The organism is Flavobacterium plurextorum (genome assembly GCF_024638035.1).
GTDB classification, from domain to species: Bacteria; Bacteroidota; Bacteroidia; order Flavobacteriales; family Flavobacteriaceae; genus Flavobacterium; species Flavobacterium plurextorum.
On the sequence record NZ_CP100442.1, the window covers coordinates 96,377 to 120,889 of the forward strand.

Sequence of the window (24,513 nt, forward strand, 5' to 3'; positions counted from 1 at the left end):
TTTCATTGGAGCTTTTTTTATATTAGAATTTGAGATTATTTACTCAAATACATTTTTCTTCTAGAGTACAATTCGTAGAATTGATCGTCTTTTAAGTCATCAATAAACAAGATGCTTTCTCCAGTTGACTTCATTTCTGGTCCTAATGCTTTGTTTACATTATGGAATTTACTGAAAGAGAAAACCGGTTGTTTGATTGCAAACCCATTTAATTGCGGGTTAAAATCAAAATCTGTCACTTTACTGTGTCCTAACATTACTTTTGTAGCGTAGTTCACATAAGGCTCACCATAAGCTTTTGCTATAAATGGCACCGTTCTAGAAGCTCTTGGATTTGCTTCGATGATGTAAACTGTATCGTCTTTTATAGCAAACTGAATATTGATTAAACCAACAGTTTTCAAAGCTCTCGCAATTTTTTCTGTATGATCTTTTATTTGCTGCATTACAAATTCTCCTAAGTTAAAAGGAGGCAAAGTAGCATTACTATCTCCAGAGTGAACTCCGCAAGGTTCGATATGCTCCATAATTCCTATGATGTAAACATTTCCGTCAGCATCACAAATTGCATCTGCTTCAGCTTCGATTGCCCCAGCCAAATAGTGATCTAAAAGCAATTTATTTCCTGGAATCGTTTTCAGTAAGTTGATTACGTGCTCTTCTAATTCTTTTTTGTTGATTACAATTTTCATTCCCTGACCTCCTAATACATAAGAAGGACGAATCAATAATGGGAAGTCCAAAGTATCTGCAAGAGCAGAAGCTTCATCAGCTGTTTCAGCAATTCCGAATTGTGGGAAAGGAATGTGTAATTCTCTCAATAAATCTGAGAAACGTCCTCTATCTTCAGCTAAATCAAGTGCATCAAAACTAGTTCCGATGATTTTTACTCCGTATTTAGATAATTTTTCAGCCAATTTTAAAGCCGTTTGTCCACCTAACTGAACAATAACACCTTCTGGTTTTTCATGCTGAATGATGTCATAAATATGCTCCCAGAAAACGGGTTCGAAGTACAATTTATCAGCTGTATCAAAGTCAGTCGAAACTGTTTCAGGATTACAGTTGATCATGATCGTTTCGTAACCACATTCTTTTGCTGCCAAAACTCCGTGTACACAAGAATAATCAAACTCAATTCCTTGTCCAATTCTGTTTGGTCCAGAACCTAAAACGATGATTTTCTTTTTATCCGTAACAACACTTTCGTTATCTACATAACGCTCGCCGTTTGCTTTTTCGATTTCAGCCTCAAAAGTAGAGTAATAATAAGGTGTTTTTGCTTTAAACTCAGCCGCACAAGTATCAACCAATTTAAACACACGGTTAATATTTTGATCCATACGTAAAGTATGCACTTCACTTTCTAAGCAATTTACCATGTGAGCAATTTGTCTATCGGCAAAACCTTTTTGTTTCGCTTCTAGCAAAAGCTCTTTTGGAAGATTAGATACTTTATAGTTAGAAATTTCTTTCTCTAAAGTATAAAGTTCTTCGTATTGTTTTAAGAACCACATATCGATTTTTGTGATTTCATGAATACGGCTCAACGGAATTCCCATTGCAATTGCATCATAAATTACAAAAACACGATCCCAACTTGCAAAAGTCAGCTTCTCGATAATTTGTTCGTAGTTTTTATATCCTTTTCCGTCAGCACCTAAACCATTTCTTTTAATTTCTAAAGATTGAGTTGCTTTGTGTAATGCTTCTTGGAAAGAACGTCCAATTCCCATTACTTCACCAACAGATTTCATCTGAAGTCCTAAAGTTCTATCAGCACCTTCAAATTTATCAAAGTTCCAACGTGGTATTTTTACGATTACATAATCAAGAGTTGGTTCAAAAAGAGCCGAAGTTGATTTTGTAATTTGGTTTTGCAATTCATCAAGGTTGTATCCTAAAGCCAGTTTAGAAGCAATTTTAGCAATTGGGTAACCTGTTGCTTTTGATGCTAATGCAGATGAACGAGATACACGAGGATTAATTTCAATCGCAACGATATCTTCTTTTTCGTCTGGTGAAACCGCAAATTGAACGTTACAACCTCCTGCAAAATTTCCGATACTTCTCATCATTAAGATAGCGTAGTCACGTAATTTTTGGAAAGTTGTATCTGATAATGTCATTGCTGGTGCAACTGTAATTGAATCTCCAGTATGAATTCCCATTGGATCCATATTTTCGATCGAACAGATAATTACAACATTATCATTTTTATCTCTCAAAAGTTCTAACTCATATTCTTTCCATCCCATTAAAGCTTTGTCAATTAAAACTTCGTGAATTGGAGAAGCTTCAAGACCTCTTGTTAAAAGCTCATCAAAATCTTCTTTTTTGTAAACAACTGCTGCTCCAGTTCCTCCAAGTGTAAATGAAGGGCGAATTACAAGAGGGAAACCAAATTCCTGAGCAATTTCTTTTCCTTCTAAATATGAAGTAGCTGTTTTTGCAGGTGCAGTTGGCACATTAATTCTTTCTAAAAGCTGTTTAAACTGCTCTCTATCTTCGGTAATGTTAATTGCATTTACATCAACCCCGATTAATCTTACGCCGAAATCCTGCCAAATTCCTTTTTCTTCAGCTTCCAAACACAAGTTCAAAGCCGTTTGCCCTCCCATTGTTGGCAAAACAGCGTCAATTTGTGGATGTTCCTTTAGAATTTCAATAATCGATTTTGTAGTTAGTGGTTTCAAATAAACATGATCGGCCATGGTAGGGTCGGTCATAATCGTCGCTGGATTTGAGTTTATCAAGATAACTTCAATTCCTTCTTCACGAATTGAGCGTGCAGATTGAGATCCCGCATAATCAAATTCGCAAGCTTGACCAATAACAATAGGTCCTGAACCTATTATTAAAACTGATTTTATTGATGTGTCTTTAGGCATTTTGTATGTATTGTGTAGTTATTATAATGTATTCAAAAAACATTCACAGTGCTTTAGAAACTAGAATGTTACAAATTTATTACCGACAAGGTATAAAAAAAGGCGATACTAAAAAAGTAATCGCCTTATGTATGTTTATACAAACATTATTTTTTGTGTCTAGGCTCGCTAGAAACAGTTAATTTATGTCTTCCTTTTGCTCTTCTACGCGCTAGAACTTTTCTTCCATTCGCAGAAGCCATTCTGTCCATAAATCCGTGCTTATTTCTTCTTTTTCTTTTCGATGGTTGAAATGTTCTTTTGCTCATTGCTTTGTATCTTTAAATGGTATCTAATATCTCTTTTTCTGTTTTGGATATCCTTATTCCAAAACCGAGTGCAAATATACAAAGGTTTTTTTTTCTGGCAAGTACTTTAATAAAAATATTTTTAATTCATTTTACTATATTTGCAATCACAAATATACATCAATTATGTTTAATAAAATTATCAAACTTATTTTAGCTGGATTACTTGTAGTAGCTGGCATCTGGCAATTTACAGAAAGCAATATAGGTAACGGAATATTCCTTTTATTACTTACTGCAATTCCAATTTTTCTTTACTTTAAAAATGAATTTATCCTTTTAGCCTTCCTTAAATTAAGAAAACAAGACTTTGAAGGAGCAAAAAAATGGCTGTCTTATATTAAAAACCCTGAAACTGCATTAGTAAGAAAGCAACAAGGTTATTTTAATTATCTTCACGGAATCATGTTATCTCAAACAAATCTTATTCAAGCGGAGAAACATTTCAAAAAAGCAATTGAACTGGGATTGTCTATGGATATGGATCTAGCTGTAGCAAAATTAAACCTTGCAGGAGTTGCAATGTCACGCAGAAGAAAACTTGAAGCGACAAATTTATTAGCTGAAGCTAAAAAATTAGACAAACAAGGAATGCTGAAAGAGCAAATCTCAATGATGAAAGAACAAATGAAGAAAATCTAATTTTCTAAATTATAATCCCGATACTTCGGGATGAAATCCCAAATTCCATCTCGAAGTCTCGGGAGAGTTTGGGATTTTTTTTTGTTTAATAGAATTATCATCAAGTCTGTCATTTCGACCACAGGGAGAAATCTTCACAAGCAGCTCCACAAAGATTGTTAAATCCAAAAAGAATTAGAATTTGGATTTTTAATCCCGATAGTTATCGGGATGGAATTTACTCCAATATAATAGAAGGCAGATTCTCATTCAGCCATTTGTATTTATTGAGAATCATAATATGAGTTCCGCCTTTTACAACAATACAGCTATTAATATACTTTATAGGAAAAACATCATCCTGATCTCCGTGAATATGAATCACTTTTTCATCTATTTGATTCCTATTCCATAAAATAACCGATTCTACTGCCCACTGTAAATAATTAAGATCACGAACCGCTAAAAACTTTTCATACAACTTAATACGTTTATTAACTTTTTCACCAAAAGAGTATTTTGCAAGATTCTCAATGTTTAAAATTAACTTCATCGGAATCAATTTGTAGGCTTTTGTTGTTTTGCCAATTTTCATTCTTCTCGGAAACTCAACATTACTTCTAACACTTGAAATAATAATTACTTTTCTAGTTTGAATATGTTTTGCCATCTCTTGAACTAAGATTCCCCCAAAGGAAACTCCAATTAAAACTGGATTTTCATGTTTTATATTTTTAGAAATTCGAAGGGCATAATCAGACAATGACTCTTTTGGTTTTGGAATTTCCCATTCCAGTAAACACATTTCAAAAATAGTTTCATCAAGTTTGATTCTTTCAAAAATGGCAGGACTTGCTGCTAAACCAGGCATAAAATATACAGGAATTTTGCTCATTTGTCTGAAAACGGATTATAATTACGGCTATAATTTCAAGTTAAAAGTACTTTTTTTAGTTATATGCACAGCAAATCTTACACCATAATTGAACAGTAAAAAAATAAAATCAAAAAAAACAGTATCATTCGGGACTAAAACACAGATTTTAAAAAATAATCTAATATTGAAAATCAAATGATTACCTTTGTAGTCCGACATTTTTTAAAAGTTTGAAAAAGAATTCTACATGAGATTGTTCCACCCCATTCTCTATTACATATTAACGACTAATAAAAAACATGACAAATTATGGAATCTATTGAAATTACTATGGAAATCAAAGACAATACTTTTGCAAGACAATTTGAAACCACAGTTCCAGAAGGATTATTAAGCATTGAATATTCATTTCAGGAAAAGAAAATTTTCCTAACCAAAATCAACACTCCAGAAAACTACGAAAATCAGCCTGTAATCGACACCTTACTTAAAAATATAATGGAGTTGAGTACAGAAAAAAAGTTCAGAGTAGTTCCAATCCACCCAAAAATCGTTTCTTTTTTCAAGAAAAACCCTAAGTATAAAGAATTGCTTCCTCCGGGAATTAGAATCTAAAAATCGCCTATCAGCTTAAGCCACATACCGCCGATTACCATATATATAAAAAGCATCACAAGTCCGGTTATTAAACCTTTGACCCACCAGCTTTTTAAATCTACGTAGCCGCTCCCGAAAAAAACAGGTGCCGGCCCATGACCATAATGCGTTAAAGTTCCATAAATTGATCCCACAAAACCCAGCATAAAAGCTAAAAGCAATCCTGGAACTCCTAATGAAACCCCTACTCCTAAAAGTGCCGCATACATTGCCGCCACATGAGCTGTTGCGCTGGCAAAAAGATAATGACTAAAAAAGTATACTAACACAATAATAGGAAATGCCATCTGCCAGCTTAGCCCTCCTATTTCGGCTTTTATTACATTACTAAACCAGTTTATAAAACCTAGTTCATTCAACGAACTTGCCATCATAACTAAAACTGAAAACCAAACGATTGTATCCCAAGCTCCCTTTTCAGCTTTTACATCATCCCAAGTTAGAACAGAAGTTAAAAGCAAGATCACTAAACCAATAAAAGCTGTGGTTGTAGCATCAATAGAAAACAAATCACCAGTCATCCACAGAAACAACAAAATAAAAAACGTTAATAACATCATCCATTCGTTACGGGTAATCGGCCCCATTTCTTTCAATTTCTGAGCAGCAATCTGCGGTGCATCTCCGGTTTTTTTAAGTTCGGGCGGATAAATTTTATATAAGACAAAAGGAATTACAAAAAAAGCACACAAACCAGGAACTATTGCCGCTGCAGCCCACGACATCCAAGAAATTTTTATTCCTAAATTAAGTGCAAATTTTTGACACATTGGGTTACTGGCTGTCCCTGTTAAAAACATAGACGATGCGATTAAATTTGCATTGTAACTGCTTAGAGTAAGATACGATCCTAGTTTTCGGTGTGTTTCAGGTTGATCCGGCATAGAACCAAAACTCATTGACATTGATTTCATAATAGGATAAATAATTCCTCCGCCTCGAGCTGTATTACTAGGTACTGCAGGGGCTAAAACCAAATCAGCTAAACCTAAACCATAAGCTAGACCCAATGAACTTTTTCCGAATATTCTAATAAACAAAAAAGCAATCCTGTTTCCTAAACCTGTTTTTATAAATCCTCTAGCTATAAAAAATGAAATTCCGATTAACCAAATCACTTTATCTCCAAATCCTTTTAGAGCCAAAGTAATAGATTTACCTGCATCACCAGGAGCCAAAACCTGAGAAAAAGCGGTTAAAGCAATGGCAATCATACACATTGTACCCATTGGAGCAGCTTTTAGAATAATTCCTAAAATTGTTGCTACAAAAATGGCAAACAAATGCCATGCTTCGATTACTACACCATCTGGTGCAGGGATTAACCAAATTGCAATTCCAACTACTAGCGTAATTAAGGTTTGAGGGATTTTTACTTCTTTCATAAAATTAGGATTAAATTAGACTACAGTCTGCATTGAAACTGAATTAGAAACAGATTATCATTATAAGAAGAGGTGTCTGGGATATTGCGAGCATATCTGTCTATTTCAAATCCCATTTCGATACGACCTGTATAAGCTTTTCCAAATTCAAAACTAATCATTGGCGTATAAGTCTTCCTAACATTTGAATTAATTTTATAACTTGGATCAAAACTTTCAAAACGACAAGACAACTCTAAAGATGTTAATTTTTTGTAATTAACAGAGTATCTTAAATTAGGAAGAAAATAAATTCCGCGCATTTGATAATCCGAAACATCAGGAGTTCTTGTATCTGCGGGTAACGAAAAATATAAATTATGATTTGTTCCCTGCTTGTACTCTATTTGCAAATCAAAAGTAAACTTATCTGTTAACTTAAAATCGCTGGTAATATCAGCTCCAAAAGCAAAAACTTTTTCTTTGAAAACTTTCCCCGTTCCAGCGTTCAAACCTAAATTTATTTTATGTTCTTTTGACAATCCAAAAACCCAGCGTGTAGAATATTGCTTTCCGTTATCTTTATCCATTTCCTGATTTTTTCCGTTTCCATTTAAAACCGAAACAGCATAGTTTACAGGGATTTTACCAATGTCAAAATTTCCAGTTGCCGAAGCTCCGATTTGAAAACTCGTCCATCCGTTTTTTCCAAACTCATAATATTGATTAGAGAAATCGAAAGATTTAATGATATCAACAGGAACTAATTCTTCGATACCAAAAGCTGGTCGAAATTGACCACCAGTTACGGCTATATATTTACTAAAAGTATATTTTGCATAAGCATTTTCAAGCACCTTACCTTTTGTATCTGATTTGAAGTCAGCTAAATTCACTAAGATCACAACTTCGGTTGCCTCACTTAATTTTGTATTCAGACCAACCCTCATCCTTTTAATATCAAAGGAACTTTGAGTTACATCTCCTGTTGAATGATGAACTCCTAGAACATCAACATTTTTACCAAAGCTTTCTAAATATCGAGCTTGAAAAAGCCCTTTAAATTGAAACTGCGGATATTTAACACCATCATCAGAATCCGTTGCCGTTTGAGTTGCTGCGGTTTGACCATTCATAAAATGTGGTATTATCAAAAGGATAAAAACAATTTTTATTAGTAAAGATTTATTCATAAAGACTTTAAATAAAAAATTAGTATAATGTTAGCTTTGCTTACTTTTTTTATTCCCTTCTCATCTTCTATCTGAACTTCTATTTGCCGGCCTTGGGGCTGCTGTACTTCTATTTGGTGCTGGACTTGGCGCTGGGCGAGCTGCAGGTCTTGCTACTGGTGCCGCAGGACGAGTTACAGGCTGCGTTGGTCTTACAGCCGGTCTTGTTGACGGGGTCGCAGGACGAGTTACCGGTCTAGTTGTACCCGGATTTGTCACACCAGGTCTAGTCGTTGGATTTGTAGGTCGCGTCACCGGTCTTGTTGTACCCGGATTTGTTGGACGTGTTACTGGTCTAGTTGTGCCTCCAGGTCTTGTCGACGGATTTGTAGGTCGAGTTACTGGTCTTGTACTATTTCCCGGTCTTGAAGGTCTTGCAGGCGTTACTGGTGCAGGTCTTTTATAATCTCTGCCATTATAAGTTCCTCTATAACGTCCGTTAACTCGATTATCTCTAACTACGACTGATGTATTTCTTCTGCTGGCATAACTATTATAATACCTAGGATTTCTTATAACGGTAGTTCTTCGATAATAACGATTGCTATAATAATGTCCATGATACCCCCAATAATCATGATAATAAACGGGACGCCATGGACGCCAGTACGGAGGATAATATCCCCAATACCAAGGTGATCTGTAAGCTACATACACAGGAGAGAACAAAAACAAAACCACAGGCCACGCACTCACACTTGTACTTACATAACTTGGACTGGTTGTTGTATTGTAATTATTTGTTGTATTATTATTTATAATTACAGTCTGATCTCCTTTATAACCGGGATTGGGTGTTCCAGAAACTGTATCTGCAGGTTCAACTATATAATTTTTCCCGTATAAATCTTCGTCTCCAATTGCCTGAACGTGAACATTGTTTTTTTTGTCTTTATCAACTTCAATAACAGCAACATCTTGAGTTTCTTTACTATTTACCGCTACTTGAAGCACAATTACATGTGTATTTCCTTCTTTATGACTTTCGATTTCAATATAATCGATTTCTCCATCATTATTTAAATCTAAATTGTTAACCTTAGTTTCTGGATCGTTTAATGCCTTTTCAAAATCTTCTAATGTTTTTGATTTTTGAAACACATCTAATACCGCATATAAATTAAGATTATCCCCAGGCAGACCTAAAGCTACAGGTTCATCATTTGTTTGAGAAAACAAAGGATTAAACAAACTACTCATTAAAACCGCAAAAAATAGAATACTTTTTTTCATGTTAATAATTAGTTAATTAAGTTTTACCTTGACTAAGGTATGAAAAAACAGACAAAGTTTTAACAACATGTTATAACTTTCTATTTTACACTATAAAATACTAAATAAAAACAGTCTTTTTACTCAATTTTACTTCTCAAAAAGGCAATATTGTAAGACTTATATTCTTATATTTGTAAATAAGCGTTCTTTATGAACATCTTTTTCTTTTGTACTATCTTACAAAATCTGTTTTACGATTTGTCAAATTATAGAAATTAAATTGCGATGAAAAAACATATACTTCTTTTTCTTTTTTTTCTTTCAATTACCTATGGATATGGCCAAATTGAGGTCTCTTCAACTTTGGATGATGCGATCCAGAAGGCTATAGAAAAAAGCGCTTCTTTAAAAAACAAGGATTTAGATATTGAAAAATTGAATCTTCAAGAAAAAAGCGTCTGGAATAAATACATTCCAACGGTTGAAGCTAGTGCTCTTTATACTTATTTTGACAACAAACTTACTGTAGATCTCCCTACGGCAACTATTCCAATTGTAAACTATCCTTTATTTGACGGTAAAACTGCTTTTAAAAATTACGGAAATATCTTTAACGGAAGCGTAATGGCAAAAACGGTATTGTTTAGCGGTATGCAAATTCCGAACGGCGCAAAAGCTATTGGAGAAAAAACCAAAGGAACAATGTTCCTGAAAGAATCTGAAAAGGATCAAATCACAAAAGAAGTCATCAACACTTTCGATCAATTGGCATTATTAAAAGAGATTGACAAACTGCTAAAGGAAAGCGAAAACCGACTAGAAACGGAAACAAAACGTGTCACGAAAGCCATCGAACAAGGACTTGCAATTCCGTATGATCGAGATAAAATTAAGCTGGCTTCATTAGAACTGACTTCAAAAAAAATTGAACTTGATGGAAAAAGAAAGTTAGTTTATAAAAAAATTCAATATTTAACGGGTTATTCTATAACAGAAATAGAAAATGTTCATTACGACTTAAACCCATATTTAATAGCGGATGAAAAATTAAACACTCAGAACAAACAAGAAATAAAAGCACTTGAATCCTTTAAATCTGCTTATGAATATTTATTAAAGAAGGAAAAAGGAACTTACCTGCCAACTTTAGGAGCATTTGGAGGGGTTTCGTATTCCAGTCTTTTTGATGCAAATGCTACCACACCAATAATTACAGGAATTAATCAAGCTTTATATTTAGATTTAAATGAAGCTACAATAAGTAACAATTGGGTTGTAGGAGCTGCTATGAAATGGGAAGTTTTTTCTGGTTTTGAAAGAAAACACAAAGTGCACGAAGCCAAAATAAATATTGAACAGGTTCAAAACCAAATTGACGACACTAAAGAAAAACTCGAGCTTCTGCTGGAAAAAAATCTTGTTGATTATAGTGTCCTGACTCAAAAAATAGACATTACTCAACAGCAGGAAAAAGTGGCAAACAATAATTTAAATCTTGCCATAAAACAGTATAAAGAAGGTTTAATCAACATATCAGAACGTCTTGAAGCAGAAAATGACTCTTATAAAGCATCTGTAAACAAAACAACGACATTGATTGAACAAAGGCTTGCCGCTATTGAAACTATAATTGCCACTGGCGATTTATCAAAAAAAATATCTAAATAAAAGTTCTATTTTATGAAAAAAATAATTGTAACCACTGTCGCAATTCTCCTTTTAATCGGCTGTCAAAAAGCAAAAAAAGAAGATACAATTCAAGGGAAAATAGAAAAAGAACAAATTGCAGTTGTCAGTAAAATTCCTGGCAAGATTCTAAAAATCTTTGTCAAGGAGGGAGACATTGTACAAAAAGGAGATACGTTGGCAATTTTAGATATTCCGGAAGTAGATGCTAAAAAAAGCCAAGCTGAAGGTGCAGTAATCTCGGCTCAAGCACAATATAAAATGGCAGTAAAAGGCGCTACTGAAAACCAAATAAAACAGCTTGAAGCTAAAAAAATGGGATTGAAAGAACAATATGAGTTTGCTCAAAAATCTATCAAACGATTGACCAATATGCTTAAAGATTCTTTGATTTCTCAACAAACTTACGATGAAACTTTTGCTAAGTATCAAGGAGCACAGGCGCAATACAATGCGGTTATTGCCGAGCTTGATGATGCAAAAAAAGGCGCTAGAATCGAACAGCAAACAATGGCTTTAGGACAACAAGACAGAGCGCTTGGCGCATTGCAGGAAGTAGAAACAGCGAATAAGGAACGTTATATAATTGCTCCGCAAAATATGAGTATCGAAACCATTACTTTAAATCTTGGCGAACTCGCATTGCCGGGCTACACTTTGTTTAATGGTTATATTGCCGACAGTACTTATTTTCGTTTTACAATACCTGAAAAACAATTGGATAAGTTTAAAAAAGGACAAGAAATAACTGTGCAGGTTCCATATAAAAAAGAGAATATTAAAGGAACTGTAACTACCATAAAACAATTGGGAGCTTACGGAAATATTGCTACTGCATATCCAGATTATGAAATGCAGGAAAGCTTATTTGAAATAAAAATAACGCCTTCGAATATTGAGCAGGCAAAAGATCTTATTACAAAAACAACTGTTACTTTATCGCTTTAACTATGCAAAACTTTTTTTCATTGCTTAAACGGGAATTCCAATTATTTTGGAAAAACAAAGTCCTCCGAATACTATTCATTGGCGCACCCATACTCTATGGTGTTTTATTAGGATATGTTTACGGCAAAGGCAAGGTAACCGATTTACCCATAATTGTAGTTGATCAAGATCGAAGTGAACTAAGCTCAAAAGCGGTTCAAATGTTTGAGGATAATGAAGTTTTATCTATCGCTTCTATTTTGTACGATCAAAATAATCTTTCGAAAATTGCCATTGAAAAAGAAGCCACTTGTGTAGTTATTATTCCAAAAGATTTTGAAAAAATGACGCTCACTAAAAAATATCCTGAAATTACAACTATTGTAAATACGTCTAATGTTCTAACCGCTAATTATGCTTCGACTGCTATACAAGTTTGTTTAGGAACATTAAAAGCAGGCGTTCAAATTGAAACTTTAAGAAAACAAGGTGTTCCTGAAAATTTGCTTATGTCGCAATATGAGCCTTTCAAAACTACTTTTATAAAAAAATACAATCGCAGTACTAACTATATGTATTTTCTTTGGCCAGGCGTTCTTGCAACGGTACTGCAGCAAGTACTTTTGCTGGGATTAGCACTTTCTTTTGCTTCTGAATTTGAAAACGGAACTTTTAAAGATTTAGTAAAAAGATGCCCGTCAGTTTTCAAAATGCTTGCCGTAAAAATAATTCCATATCTGATAATGAGCTTTGGTGTCTGGCTTATTTACTGGCTTTTTACTTTCTGGTTCAGGCTTCCATTTTATGAAAATTTATTACCACTTACTTTTATCGCCGGGATATTTGTACTCTCTGTTTCTTTCATCGGAATTTTGGTAAGTGTAGTTGTTCCAAATCAATTAAAAGCGACAGAAATTTTAATGGTAATCGCAACTCCAAGCTTTATATTGAGTGGTTTTACTTGGCCGTTAAGTCAAATGCCTCAAGCCGTTCAAGCAATCGCAAATGTGATTCCGCTGACTCATTTCTTGAAAGCTTTTAGAATTCTTATTATTGAAGACGGTGCTTTTTCACAAACGACAGCACCAATTTGGAATATGATTATTATTGGCTCAGTCTGCTCAGTTGGCGCTTACATTGCTTTGTATTTTAAAAAGAAAAGCGTTTTAAAAGAAGCATAAAATTTTGACATAAAAAAAAGGCATAAGAATCAACTTATGCCTTTATATTTTTTAAAGAGAGAATTACTTTTCAATCTCTCTCATAGAATCCATCTTTTTATGAGCAAGGAAACCTGCTACATCTTCAAAATGCTCTTTCACACGTTTGTTTCCAAATTCGAAAACCTTAGTTGCTAATCCGTCAAGGAAATCACGATCGTGCGAAACTAAGATTAATGTTCCGTCAAAATCACGCAAAGCATCTTTGATAATATCTTTTGTCTTCATATCTAAGTGATTCGAAGGCTCATCCAAGATCAATAAATTTACAGGCTCTAACAACAATTTAATCATTGCCAAACGCGTTTTTTCTCCACCAGAAAGCACTTTTACTTTCTTAGTAATATCATCACCCTGAAACATAAATGCTCCAAGAATATTTTTGATCTGTGTACGAATATCTCCAACAGCAATTGCATCGATAGTTTCAAAAATAGTTGCATTCTCATCTAATAATGAAGCCTGATTTTGAGCGAAATATCCAATTTGTGCGTTATGTCCAATTTCAACACTTCCTTCGTCAATTCCTATTTCTTTCATAATCGCTTTGATCATGGTAGATTTTCCTTCTCCATTTTTACCAACAAAAGCAACTTTCTCACCACGTTCAATTACAACATTGGCATCTTTAAAAACGACATGATCTCCATACGATTTAGACATTTCTTTTACCACAACAGGATATTGTCCAGAACGTGCAGCCGGCGGAAACTTCAAACGCAATGCAGAAGTATCTACTTCATCAACCTGAACAATTTCAAGTTTTTCAAGCATTTTTACACGTGATTGTACTGCATCGGTTTTTGAAAACGTTCCTTTAAAACGATCAATAAAAGCTCTATTGTCAGCAATCATTTTTTGCTGTTCATCATAAGCTTTCTGCTGATGAATACGACGGTCTTTTCTAAGTTCTAAATAATGAGAATATTTAGCTTTATAATCGTAAATTCTTCCCATTGTTACTTCGATTGTACGATTTGTAATATTATCTACAAACGCTCTATCGTGCGAAATTACCACAACCGCTTTGGCAGAAGTCAATAAAAACTCTTCCAACCATTGAATACTTTCAATATCCATGTGATTGGTAGGCTCATCTAGTAAAATCAAATCTGGTTTTTGAAGTAAAATTTTAGCCAATTCAATACGCATTCTCCATCCTCCAGAAAATTCAGAAGTTTGACGTGTAAAATCTTCTCTTTCAAAACCTAAACCAACTAAGATCTTTTCAACTTCGGCTTCGTAATTTACCTCTTCAATTGCATAATATTTCTCGCTTAAGTCAGAAACTCGCTCGATCAATTTCATGTATCCATCACTTTCATAATCTGTACGAACCGTTAACTGCTCATTGATTTCGTCGATTTCGGCTTTCATTTTAAAAATTTCACCAAAAGCTTTAGAAGCTTCTTCCATTACAGTCGAACCGTCTTTGGTCAATAAATGCTGAGGCAGATAAGCCACAACAGCATCTTTTGGTGTAGAAATACTTCCTGTAGAAGGTTTACTTTGTCCTGAAATTATTTTTAGAAGTGTCGATTTTCCCGCACCATTTTTACCCATAAGGGCAATTTTATCATTTTCGTTTATAGCAAAAGAAACATCGCTAAATAATGTAGTTCCACCAAACTGAACCGAAATATCGTTAACTGTAATCATTACTTTCTGTGAATTTGTTTAATCGGTTAATCGTTTATCTGACTACCCATTTTTTTCGTGCTGCAAAGATAGATTAATTAGAGTATTAGACAATATTTTTTAGATTACTGAGCTGCAGGATTTTTTAAATTATATCAATATTCTTACATATTCACAAAATTTAATCTTATCTTGTATAAGAATTTAAAAATCAGCAAAATATGAGAACTAAATTAAACATAACTGCCAGCCTTATTACAGCGTTATTATTTGGACTTTCTGCAAACGCACAAAAAACTGTAATTAAAAAAGAAGCTTTACCAGCAAATGCTCAAACTTTTTTAAAAACGCACTTTGGTTCAAAAAAACCAAGCTACATATTAGAGGATAAAGAAATTCTCTCTACAGAATACAAAGTTCAATTTGATAATAAAATTGAAATCGAATTTGACAAAAAAGGAAACTGGAAAGAAGTTGATGGTAAAGGTGCAAAACTTCCATCATCTATTATCCCTAAAAAAATCGCTTCGTACATAAAAACAAACTTTCCTAAAGAAAAAGTAACTAAAATTGAACTGGGAACTTTTGGCTACGAAACAAAACTAAGCAACGGTTTAGAATTAAAATTCAACACAAAGGGAGATTTTACTAAAATCGATAAATAACATTTGTTTCATATTAGCAAAGGATATATATCGCTTTCTGCCACAGATTAGAGGATTTTCACTGATCACTTTGTCTTTGCTAAAAAATCTTTTCAATCCTCTAATCTGTGGTTAAAAAATAACACCGATAGATTTCAAAAATCTATCGGTGTTATTAAATTATCAAATTGACTAATTATCTAATTAGTCTTTTCTCCATTTTTTAGTTTCCTCAAAAATATGTTCTAAGATTGAAGCTTCTATTTCATCAAAAGCAATATTTCGTCTTCCCATTACTAATTTGGCAGTTTCAAAAGCTTTTTTGGTTACATAAGTTGTAAAACCTGCTGCTCCGCCCCAAGAAAAACTCGGAACAAAATTTCTAGGAAATCCAGAACCAAAAATATTAGCACTTACTCCAACAACAGTTCCGGTATTAAACATGGTATTGATACCGCATTTACTGTGATCTCCCATCATTAAACCACAAAACTGAAGACCTGTTTTTGCAAATCCTTCTGTTTCATAACTCCACAATTTCACTTCTTCGTAATTATTCTTAAGATTCGAATTATTACTATCGGCACCAATATTGCACCATTCTCCCAAAACTGAGTCACCTAGAAATCCGTCGTGCCCTTTGTTTGAATTTGCAAAAAGAACTGAATTCTTAACCTCTCCTCCTATTCTAGATCCTGGACCAACTGTTGTTGCGCCATAAACTTTAGCATTAAGCTTAACTGAAGCATTTTCGCATAAAGCAAAAGGACCACGAATTACAGTTCCTTCCATAATTTCAGTATTCTTACCTATATATATAGGTCCTGTAGACGCATTTAAAGTTACAAACTCTAGTTTCGCACCTTCTTCGATAAAAACATTTTCAGGCGCAATAACATTTACACTCTTAGGAATAGGCTGTGATTTTCTATCTTCAGTCAAATAAGCAAAATCAGCACGAATCGCCGCATCATTTTTAGAGAAAATATCCCACGTATGCTCAACCGTTAAACAATCGTCATTGTACTGAATAATTTCATATGAATCAAAATCAACTTCTTCTTGATTTTCTGTTGTAAAAAAAGCAACAACATCATCACCTTTAAAGATCGCCTGATTTTCTTTTAAATCAGAAATTAACTCTGCCAGAACATCATTTGGCAAATATGCCGCATTGATCATTACATTTTCCTCCATTTCCACCATAGGAAACTTGGCAGATAAATAATCTTCTGTAATTGTTGTAATGGTAGAACCTAGACGAGATTCCCATTTTTGGCGGATCGTCATAATTCCAATTAAAATATCAGCCACAGGTCTTGTAAAAGTAAAAGGCAGTAAAGCATTCCGGACCGGACCGTCAAAAAGAATATAATTCATAAATTAAATTTGTACTTGTTAAAATCTTGATTTGGTTATCAGGGTCAAAGTTACAAATATTTATGTTTTTACTAAACTTGTTTTAGTAGTTCGCAATTAATTCCTGAATAATTACATTGCTCTTAATTATAATAAAAAAAAAACATAGCCCGTAGTTTCAACCACGAGCTATGTTTTAAAATCTAGTTTTTGTCTTTTAATAATTTAGAATAAAATAATTCGTGAATTCGCGGCTAATAAATTATTGTATAAAAAAAGCCTTCCAATTGGAAGGCTTTTGTATGATTGTAAACAGCTATTATTTTTTAGCGTGTTTTGCATATTTAGTTTTGAATTTATCAATACGTCCTGCAGTATCGATAAGTTTAGATTTACCAGTATAAAAAGGGTGAGATGTTCTAGAAATCTCCATTTTTACAACTGGATACTCAACTCCGTCAACTTCAATTGTTTCTTTTGTATCTGCAGTAGATTTAGTGATAAAAATCTCATCGTTAGACATGTCTTTAAATGCAACTAATCTGTAATTTTCTGGGTGGATTCCTTTTTTCATCTTTTCTTTTATTTATTGTTTTAGAGCATTTTTATTTTGAAGCTTTTCCATGGTTAGAAAAAGGTATAAACAACTCTACTCTTTTTTGTTTAAAAATTTAATTATTTTTGAGTGTGCAAATTTACAATTCTTTTTTAATAAACAAATACTTAGCTCGCTTTTTTTTAGTTTATTTCGAAAAGCTTTTTTTATCTTCGATTATAGTGGGAATTACTATATTTGTGGATTAATTTTAAACTTATAGAAATATGATTAATGAAGTTATTAAAAAGAATGGAGTTACTTACGGCATTACTCTAGGAATCATCCTAGCTTTGATTACTGCAGCAATGTATGCTATAGATCTAAAATTGTTTGTTTCAGGCTGGATAGGCGCTCTAACATTTGTGCTTTATTTAATAATCGGCATCCTATTATTGGTTAAAACAAAAAAAGAAATCAATGGCTTTTTTTCGTTTAAAGATGCATTTACCACTTTTTTTATAACTACTATAGTTGCCTTAGCAATTTCTACCTTATTTAGTATCATATTATTTAATGTAGTTGACCCAGGCGCTAAAGACACCGTAAACGAGTTACTTATAAAATACATGGCTGAAACTTTACAAAAGTTTGGAACACCAGCTTCAGCTGTAAATGAAGCCTTAGCTAAAATGAAAGAAAATAGTCCTTTCTCAACTATAGAACAAATAAAAGCTTTAATTTTCAGTATTGTCGGCTACTCTATTTTAGGATTAATTTTAGCTGCATTTTTCAAAAGCAAATCTACACAAGAATAAAAATATAAATGAATTTATCTATACTTATACCGCTTCTAAATGAAGAGGAGTCACTTCAAGAACTCTACACATGGATTATTAAAGTGATGCAATCTAACAATTACTCTTATGAAATCATTTTTGTGGATGATGGAAGTACAGATGATTCTTGGAATATTATTGAACGTTTCTCAAACGAAAATTCCAATGTAAAAGGAATTCGTTTCATGAAAAACTTTGGAAAATCACAGGCTTTACATGCTGGTTTTGCAAAAGCAAAAGGCGATGTAATTATTACAATGGATGCCGATTTACAAGATAGTCCAGATGAAATTCCTGGATTATATGAAATGATTACAACTCAGAAATTCGATTTGGTTTCTGGATGGAAAAAGAAACGTTACGATTCTGTGGTAGCAAAAAATCTGCCTTCAAAATTATTCAATTGGGCTGCCAGAAAAACTTCAGGAGTAGAATTGAACGATTTTAACTGCGGACTAAAAGCATACAACAATACAGTTGTAAAAAACATTGAAGTATCTGGTGAAATGCACCGTTACATTCCTGTTTTGGCAAAGAACGCTGGTTTTAATAAAATTGGCGAAAAAGTGGTTATTCACCAAGCACGTAAGTATGGTGAAACTAAATTTGGAATGGATCGTTTCATAAACGGTTTTCTGGATTTAATTACGATTTGGTTTTTATCAAGATTCGGAAAAAGACCAATGCACTTATTTGGAGCGATAGGTTCGTTAATGTTCATTATCGGATTTTTATCTGCGGGATACATTGGTGTTTCAAAGCTATACCATATGTATAACGGAATGAAATACAGCCTCGTAACTAGTAATCCGTGGTTTTTTATCGCTTTAACAACAATGATTCTTGGAACTCAGCTTTTTTTAGCAGGCTTTCTAGGCGAAATCATTTTGAGAACCAAAAACAACGAAGAGCGTTATAAGGTTTCAAGAGAGGTTAATTTTTAACCAAAATACTTTGTCCTCTCTTATAAAAAAAAACAGGATCAACTCCTGAAAAAAACTTATTTTTATTTAAAAAATATTAAAAAGATATTTACATGAATATAGCACCTAACATATTGAATGCTGTAAACGAATGGTTGACGCCAACATTTGACAAAGAAACTCAAGCAGCTGTTAAAGAATTAATGACTACTTCGCCAAAAGAACTTGAAGAAAGTTTTTATAAAAATCTAGAATTTGGAACTGGCGGAATGCGCGGTGTTATGGGTGTTGGAAATAACAGAATCAACAAATACACACTTGGAAAAAACACTCAAGGTCTTTCTGACTATCTTCATGAAGTTTTTCCAAATCAGCCTTTAAAAGTTGTTATTGCTTACGACTGCCGTCATAACAGCAATACTTTAGCAAAAGTGGTTGCGGATGTTTTCTCTGCAAACGGAATTCAGGTTTATTTGTTTTCTGATATGCGTCCAACTCCTGAATTGTCTTTTGCACTTAAACATTTAGGCTGTCAATGCGGAATCGTTCTTACTGCTTCTCACAATCCTCCAGAATACAATGGATACAAAGTGTATTGGGAAGATGGCGGACAAATTGTTCCTCCGCAAGACGCTGCAATTATTAATGTGATCGAAAATTTAAGTTACGATAAAATTAAGTTCAATGCAAATGAGAGCTTAATTCAATATATCGATACTGAAATTGACAAAGCATTTGTAAAATCTTCAATTGAAAACGCAAGTTTTAATACTCCGGCTGAAGCCAAAGACAATTTACATATTGTATTTACTTCATTACACGGAACTTCTATAAAATCTGTACCAGATACTTTATCACAAGCTGGATACACAAATGTTCATATTGTTCCAGAACAAGCTGAACCAAACGGTGATTTTCCAACAGTAAAATCTCCAAACCCAGAAGAACCAGAAGCTTTAACAATGGCTTTGGCTTTGGCAGATAAAACCAATTCAGATATTGTAGTAGGAACAGATCCTGATTGTGATCGTCTAGGAGTTGCCGTAAGAAATAATGATGGTAAAATGATTTTACTTAACGGAAATCAAACCATGATTTTAATGACTTCTTTCTTATTGAAACAATGGAAAAAAGCAGGTAAAATTAACGGAAAACAATTCGTAGGCTCAACAATCGTTTCAACTCCAATGATGATGGAGCTGGCTACAAGTTACGGCGTAGAATGCAAAGTTGGCTTAACAGGTTTTAAATGGATTGCTAAAATGATCAAAGATTTCCCTGAACTTCAGTTTATTGGAGGCGGAGAAGAAAGCTTTGGTTTTATGGTTGGCGACGCAGTGAGAGACAAAGATGCTGTTGCTGCTACCTTATTAATATGTGAAGTTGCTGCCCAGGCAAAAGCTGCCGGAAGCTCTGTTTATAAAGAACTTTTGCAACTTTATGTTGAAAATGGCTTTTACAAAGAATACTTAGTTTCATTAACTAAAAAAGGCATGGAAGGTTTAGAAGAAATTAATCAAATGATGATTAATCTACGCCAGAATCCTCTAAAAGAAGTAAACGGTCAACGTGTAATTATGGTTGAAGATTATCAATCATCGACTGCATTGAACTTATTGACAAATGAAGAATCTTCAATGGATATTCCAAAATCAAACGTATTGATTTATTATACTGAAGACGGCTCTAAAATTTGTGCAAGACCAAGCGGAACAGAACCAAAAATTAAGTTCTACATCAGTGTAAATGCCGAATTAGAATCAGTTCAAGATTTTGATGCCGCAGAAAGTTTCTTAGACCAAAAAATTCAGAATATCATTGCAGATATGCAATTGAAATAATAAAATACAAATACAATATTCAAAAACCCGATATGTTTCTTTAAACTATCGGGTTTTAATGGTAAAAAACACCAAAATGAGTAATTTCAAAAAAATAATTCCTTTTATATACCCATATAAAAAATATGCATTCTTAAACATTTTTTTTAATGTTCTGTATGCGCTTTTCAGCACGCTTTCGTTTGTTGCTTTAATACCGATGCTTCAGGTGTTATTTGACAAAACAAAAGCAAACAATGTAAAACCCGTATTTAAAGGAATTTTACAGCTTAAGGAATATGGCGAAGACTATTTAAGCTACTATATTACCACAACAAAAGGAACTCACGAATCTGGTTACGTTCTTTCCATTATGGTTGCTATAATCATCTCAATCTTTTTATTAAAAAATTTAGCCGATTATTTGGCGATGTTTTTTATCAATTTTTTGAGAAATGGTGTTTTGAAAGACATGAGAAATGCTTTGTACAAAAAAACACTAGAACTTCCTTTGGCTTTTTATTCTGAAAAAAGAAAAGGAGATGTAATTTCTAGAATTTCTGCTGATGTAAACGAAGTTCAAAACTCATTTTTAGCAATCTTAGAGCTTATCGTTAAAGAGCCTTTAACCATTATTTTTACGATAGCTACTATGCTTATCATCAGTGCAAAACTGACTTTGTTTGTTTTTATTTTTATTCCAGTTTCAGGATATATTATTTCATTGATTGGAAAACAACTTAAGAAACAATCTACAAAAGCTCAAGAAGAACAAGGAAGATTTCTATCGACTATTGAAGAAACAATTGGCGGATTGAAAGTTGTAAAGGGATATAATTCGGAAAATTACTTTAATACCGTTTTTCAAAATTCGACAGAACGTTTTTTCAATTTATCGAACAGTATTGGAAACCGCCAGAACTTAGCTTCTCCTGCCAGCGAATTTATGGGAATTACTGTTATTGCCATTTTACTTTGGTACGGCGGACAAATGGTTTTAATTGATAAAACTTTAGAGGGCGCTGCTTTTATTGCTTACATGGGATTAGCTTATAATATTCTAACTCCTGCAAAAGCCATTTCTAAAGCTTCTTATGGAGTAAAAAGAGGAAATGCCGCTGCAGAACGTGTTCTTGAAATTTTGGAACAAGAAAACACTATTGTTTCTAAAGAAAATGCTATTGAAAAATCGACTTTTGACGATAATATCGACATTAAAAATATCAACTTTAAATATGAAGAAGAAACGGTTTTAAAAGACTTTTCTCTTCAAATTAAAAAAGGACAAACTGTTGCGCTTGTCGGGCAATCTGGAAGCGGAAAAAGTACTATCGCAAACTTACTGACTCGTTTTTATGATGTAAACGACGGAACAATTTCTATTGACGGCATCAATATTAAGGATATGAATCTGCAATCGCTTCGAAGCTTAATGGGATTAGTAACACAAGACAGCATTTTATTCAATGATACTATTAAAGCCAACATTTCATTAGGGAAACTAGACGCTACTGATGATGAAATAATCGAAGCTTTAAAAATTGCTAATGCATATGAGTTTGTAAAAGATCTTCCGCAGGGAATTTATACCAATATCGGAGACAGCGGAAACAAGCTTTCTGGAGGACAAAAACAACGTTTATCGATTGCAAGAGCGGTATTGAAAAATCCGCCGATTATGATTTTGGATGAAGCTACTTCTGCATTAGATACTGAAAGTGAAAAATTTGTTCAGATAGCTTTAGAAAACATGATGCAAAACAGAACTTCAATTGTAATTGCGCATCGTCTTTCTACAATTCAAAAAGCAGATGTAATTGTAGTGATGCAAAAAGGAAAAATCGTAGAACAAGGAACGCACGAAGAATTGATTGCACATAACGGAACTTATAATAAACTGGTAACTATGCAGTCTTTCGAGTCTTAAAAACAAAACCAAGACTTAACAAATAAACGAACACAGATTAAAGAATTATTAAACCTGATTTTAATTTCTTTAATCTGTGTTTATTTTTATAACTTTAGGTTAGTTAAGGAATAAACTTTTTAACGCTTCTTAAAAATGTATATTAACAACCCTAATATCAAACTGCCAGACGATCCTAATACGATTGTCTGGAAATATCTTGATTTATCTAAATTTCTAGACTTATTACTTTCGAAGAAATTATTTATGTCACGTTCTGATAAATTTGAAGATCAATACGAAGGCACTTTTAGCGAACCTACTTACGAAGAGATAAAAAAGCTTGCAGTTGACAATCCTGATTTCCTAAGTTACTACAAAACACATCGCGAGAAAGTAGCGATCAGCAGCTGGCATATAAATGAATACGAATCGTTTGCAATGTGGCAGATTTTTACTCAAAACAGCGAAGGATTAGCTATTCAGTCTACAATTGGGAGATTACAGAAAGCTTTGAAACCAGAGAACAATTTCGACCAATATATAGGCGAAGTAAATTACATCGATTACAAAAAAGAATATATTCCGTTTGACGATTTATTCTTTCCATTTTTATTCAAAAGAAAAAGCTTTCAATACGAACGCGAAGTCCGAATTATTACCGATACTTCCAAAAGCAATCTCAAAATAAACGATGGTTTACGAATCAATGTTGACCTTAAATATCTTATTGAGAAAATATACATTCACCCAAAATCTGAAAACTGGTACAAAAAACTGGTTATTGATTTGGTTCATAAATTAGGTCACGATTTCGACATCGAAAAATCAGATTTAGAAAGTGATATATTAATATAAAGAGGCTAAGGCTCTAAGGCGCTAAGACGCTGAGTTTTTATCCTGTCACTGATTAAAAACTTTTCTAATTGTGACTTAATAAGAAAGGCGTGTAGAAAATTTTAAATTTCTACACGCCTTCCTTTATTTTATAAAGCGCAAAAATCACCTTAATTTTTTAATCTGTAAAACCTCAGAATCTTAGAATCTTAGAACCTTTTAAATAGGCTTATAATTTTTAACTTCCCATTTTTTCGAGCCCAAATCGATATAATTATAATGCAGCACATCATTTTTATCAAACTGTCCGTTTTGGTTTGTGTCTTCGATTGTTCTAAAATACAAACGGTTTTTAGATTCGATCAAATTCCAATCTACCAATTCTTCCAAGTCAGCAGAAACTTTTGTGAAATTTTCTCCGCTGATGTCGCTTAAATACAAAGTCTTAATATCACTTGTGTCAATTTTACCATCTTTGTTAGTATCAGAATCTGTTAAAGTATAAACCATCACTTTATTCTGCGTTCTGTCTGCAACCGTTTTCAAATAAGTGGCAGTTAAAATTAAAACTGGTTTATCTGAAAGCGGACGAATTGAATCTGAATCTACTTTTTGAAACTTTAAATTCTGAAGATATCCAGTAATTTCATATTCTCCCAAGTTAGAAATTGTAAAGCTTATATCATTCACGCTCGAAGAACCGTAACGCGCTTTTGAACCCTTTTCAAAAACCCTTAAATCCCCAACAGGATGAATTAAATAATTCGTTCCTTCCATCTGAATAGGCAAATCTGCAATTTCAATTTGTGTCGAATCACTTTTTGCGACAGTTCCAACTTTATTTGAACCATCATAAATCACTTTTGGCTTTTGCTGTACTTCATCTTTACAACTCATTAATGTACCGATGATTATTAAGGCTATATATTTTAAGGAATTTTTCATGCTTGCAAATTATATTAGAATATCAAATAT

21 protein-coding genes are annotated in these 24,513 nt (G+C 33.3%); 11 read left to right on the forward strand and 10 right to left on the reverse strand.

Annotated features, from left to right (window positions below; all coding sequences use genetic code 11):
- Window positions 1-35: 35 nt before the first annotated feature.
- Both carB and rpmH read right to left on the reverse strand, forming a co-directional pair.
- Window positions 36-2,891 carry a carbamoyl-phosphate synthase large subunit gene (gene carB, locus NLG42_RS00525; RefSeq protein ID WP_089058336.1) on the reverse strand — a complete coding sequence of 952 codons (2,856 nt, stop codon included), beginning with the start codon at window positions 2,889-2,891 and terminating at the stop codon, window positions 36-38.
- A 146-nt stretch (window positions 2,892-3,037) separates the two neighbouring features.
- Window positions 3,038-3,199, reverse strand: a complete 162-nt coding sequence (gene rpmH, locus NLG42_RS00530) for a 50S ribosomal protein L34 (RefSeq protein ID WP_008464848.1) — start codon at window positions 3,197-3,199, stop codon at window positions 3,038-3,040.
- Window positions 3,200-3,364: 165 nt separating this feature from the next.
- Between rpmH and NLG42_RS00535 the strand changes: the two genes are divergently transcribed.
- Complete coding sequence (locus NLG42_RS00535; RefSeq protein WP_089054166.1) at window positions 3,365-3,880, forward strand: hypothetical protein; 516 nt, start codon at window positions 3,365-3,367, stop codon at window positions 3,878-3,880.
- Between the two features lie 217 nt (window positions 3,881-4,097).
- Here NLG42_RS00535 and NLG42_RS00540 read toward each other — a convergent pair whose 3' ends face one another.
- Window positions 4,098-4,754: an alpha/beta hydrolase family protein gene (locus NLG42_RS00540; RefSeq protein WP_089058338.1), complete on the reverse strand. Its 657-nt coding sequence runs from the start codon at window positions 4,752-4,754 to the stop codon at window positions 4,098-4,100.
- Between the two features lie 312 nt (window positions 4,755-5,066).
- Between NLG42_RS00540 and NLG42_RS00545 the strand changes: the two genes are divergently transcribed.
- The gene (locus NLG42_RS00545; protein ID WP_089058402.1) at window positions 5,067-5,351 is read left to right on the forward strand and encodes a GNAT family N-acetyltransferase; all 285 of its coding nucleotides are present in this window, start codon (window positions 5,067-5,069) and stop codon (window positions 5,349-5,351) included.
- Here the strand turns inward: NLG42_RS00545 and NLG42_RS00550 are convergent.
- The 3 genes from NLG42_RS00550 to NLG42_RS00560 all read right to left on the reverse strand — a co-directional run bounded on the left by NLG42_RS00550 (window position 5,348) and on the right by NLG42_RS00560 (window position 9,222).
- A complete protein-coding gene (locus NLG42_RS00550) occupies window positions 5,348-6,778 on the reverse strand; it encodes an anion permease (RefSeq protein WP_089058339.1) in 1,431 nt (476 codons plus the stop codon). The two genes, NLG42_RS00545 and NLG42_RS00550, sit on opposite strands and share 4 nt — an antisense overlap.
- 20 nt (window positions 6,779-6,798) lie before the next feature.
- Window positions 6,799-7,893 carry a porin gene (locus NLG42_RS00555; RefSeq protein WP_089058340.1) on the reverse strand — a complete coding sequence of 365 codons (1,095 nt, stop codon included), beginning with the start codon at window positions 7,891-7,893 and terminating at the stop codon, window positions 6,799-6,801.
- Between the two features lie 117 nt (window positions 7,894-8,010).
- Complete coding sequence (locus NLG42_RS00560; protein ID WP_257682721.1) at window positions 8,011-9,222, reverse strand: hypothetical protein; 1,212 nt, start codon at window positions 9,220-9,222, stop codon at window positions 8,011-8,013.
- A gap of 267 nt (window positions 9,223-9,489) precedes the next feature.
- Between NLG42_RS00560 and NLG42_RS00565 the strand changes: the two genes are divergently transcribed.
- The 3 genes from NLG42_RS00565 to NLG42_RS00575 are packed head-to-tail and all read left to right on the forward strand — an operon-like array spanning window position 9,490 to window position 12,998.
- Window positions 9,490-10,872: a TolC family protein gene (locus NLG42_RS00565; RefSeq protein WP_257682722.1), complete on the forward strand. Its 1,383-nt coding sequence runs from the start codon at window positions 9,490-9,492 to the stop codon at window positions 10,870-10,872.
- A gap of 12 nt (window positions 10,873-10,884) precedes the next feature.
- The gene (locus tag NLG42_RS00570; protein ID WP_257682723.1) at window positions 10,885-11,838 is read left to right on the forward strand and encodes an HlyD family secretion protein; all 954 of its coding nucleotides are present in this window, start codon (window positions 10,885-10,887) and stop codon (window positions 11,836-11,838) included.
- A 2-nt stretch (window positions 11,839-11,840) separates the two neighbouring features.
- A complete protein-coding gene (locus NLG42_RS00575; protein WP_257682724.1) occupies window positions 11,841-12,998 on the forward strand; it encodes an ABC transporter permease in 1,158 nt (385 codons plus the stop codon).
- A gap of 63 nt (window positions 12,999-13,061) precedes the next feature.
- Here NLG42_RS00575 and NLG42_RS00580 read toward each other — a convergent pair whose 3' ends face one another.
- Window positions 13,062-14,696 (reverse strand): ABC-F family ATP-binding cassette domain-containing protein, encoded by a 1,635-nt coding sequence (locus NLG42_RS00580; protein ID WP_089058345.1) that lies wholly within the window; start codon window positions 14,694-14,696, stop codon window positions 13,062-13,064.
- A 200-nt stretch (window positions 14,697-14,896) separates the two neighbouring features.
- Here NLG42_RS00580 and NLG42_RS00585 point away from each other — a divergent pair, with 200 nt between their 5' ends.
- Window positions 14,897-15,340: a PepSY-like domain-containing protein gene (locus NLG42_RS00585; RefSeq protein ID WP_089058346.1), complete on the forward strand. Its 444-nt coding sequence runs from the start codon at window positions 14,897-14,899 to the stop codon at window positions 15,338-15,340.
- Between the two features lie 183 nt (window positions 15,341-15,523).
- Here NLG42_RS00585 and NLG42_RS00590 read toward each other — a convergent pair whose 3' ends face one another.
- Window positions 15,524-16,699, reverse strand: coding sequence for a GlmU family protein (locus NLG42_RS00590; RefSeq protein WP_257682725.1), 1,176 nt, complete (start codon window positions 16,697-16,699; stop codon window positions 15,524-15,526).
- Between the two features lie 298 nt (window positions 16,700-16,997).
- Window positions 16,998-17,252: a type B 50S ribosomal protein L31 gene (locus NLG42_RS00595; protein WP_089058348.1), complete on the reverse strand. Its 255-nt coding sequence runs from the start codon at window positions 17,250-17,252 to the stop codon at window positions 16,998-17,000.
- 248 nt (window positions 17,253-17,500) lie between these two features.
- Between NLG42_RS00595 and NLG42_RS00600 the strand changes: the two genes are divergently transcribed.
- The 5 genes from NLG42_RS00600 to NLG42_RS00620 all read left to right on the forward strand — a co-directional run bounded on the left by NLG42_RS00600 (window position 17,501) and on the right by NLG42_RS00620 (window position 23,559).
- A complete protein-coding gene (locus NLG42_RS00600) occupies window positions 17,501-18,031 on the forward strand; it encodes a DUF4199 domain-containing protein (protein WP_089058349.1) in 531 nt (176 codons plus the stop codon).
- Window positions 18,032-18,039: 8 nt separating this feature from the next.
- Window positions 18,040-18,996: a glycosyltransferase family 2 protein gene (locus NLG42_RS00605; RefSeq protein ID WP_089058350.1), complete on the forward strand. Its 957-nt coding sequence runs from the start codon at window positions 18,040-18,042 to the stop codon at window positions 18,994-18,996.
- Between the two features lie 92 nt (window positions 18,997-19,088).
- Window positions 19,089-20,816: a phospho-sugar mutase gene (locus NLG42_RS00610; RefSeq protein ID WP_257682726.1), complete on the forward strand. Its 1,728-nt coding sequence runs from the start codon at window positions 19,089-19,091 to the stop codon at window positions 20,814-20,816.
- Between the two features lie 76 nt (window positions 20,817-20,892).
- Window positions 20,893-22,722: an ABC transporter ATP-binding protein gene (locus NLG42_RS00615; RefSeq protein WP_257682727.1), complete on the forward strand. Its 1,830-nt coding sequence runs from the start codon at window positions 20,893-20,895 to the stop codon at window positions 22,720-22,722.
- A 135-nt stretch (window positions 22,723-22,857) separates the two neighbouring features.
- Window positions 22,858-23,559: a DUF2971 domain-containing protein gene (locus NLG42_RS00620; RefSeq protein WP_089058352.1), complete on the forward strand. Its 702-nt coding sequence runs from the start codon at window positions 22,858-22,860 to the stop codon at window positions 23,557-23,559.
- A gap of 198 nt (window positions 23,560-23,757) precedes the next feature.
- On the opposite strand, the gene NLG42_RS00625 is transcribed toward NLG42_RS00620, so the two are convergent.
- Window positions 23,758-24,483: a CREC-EF hand family protein gene (locus tag NLG42_RS00625; RefSeq protein WP_257682728.1), complete on the reverse strand. Its 726-nt coding sequence runs from the start codon at window positions 24,481-24,483 to the stop codon at window positions 23,758-23,760.
- Window positions 24,484-24,513: the final 30 nt, after the last annotated feature.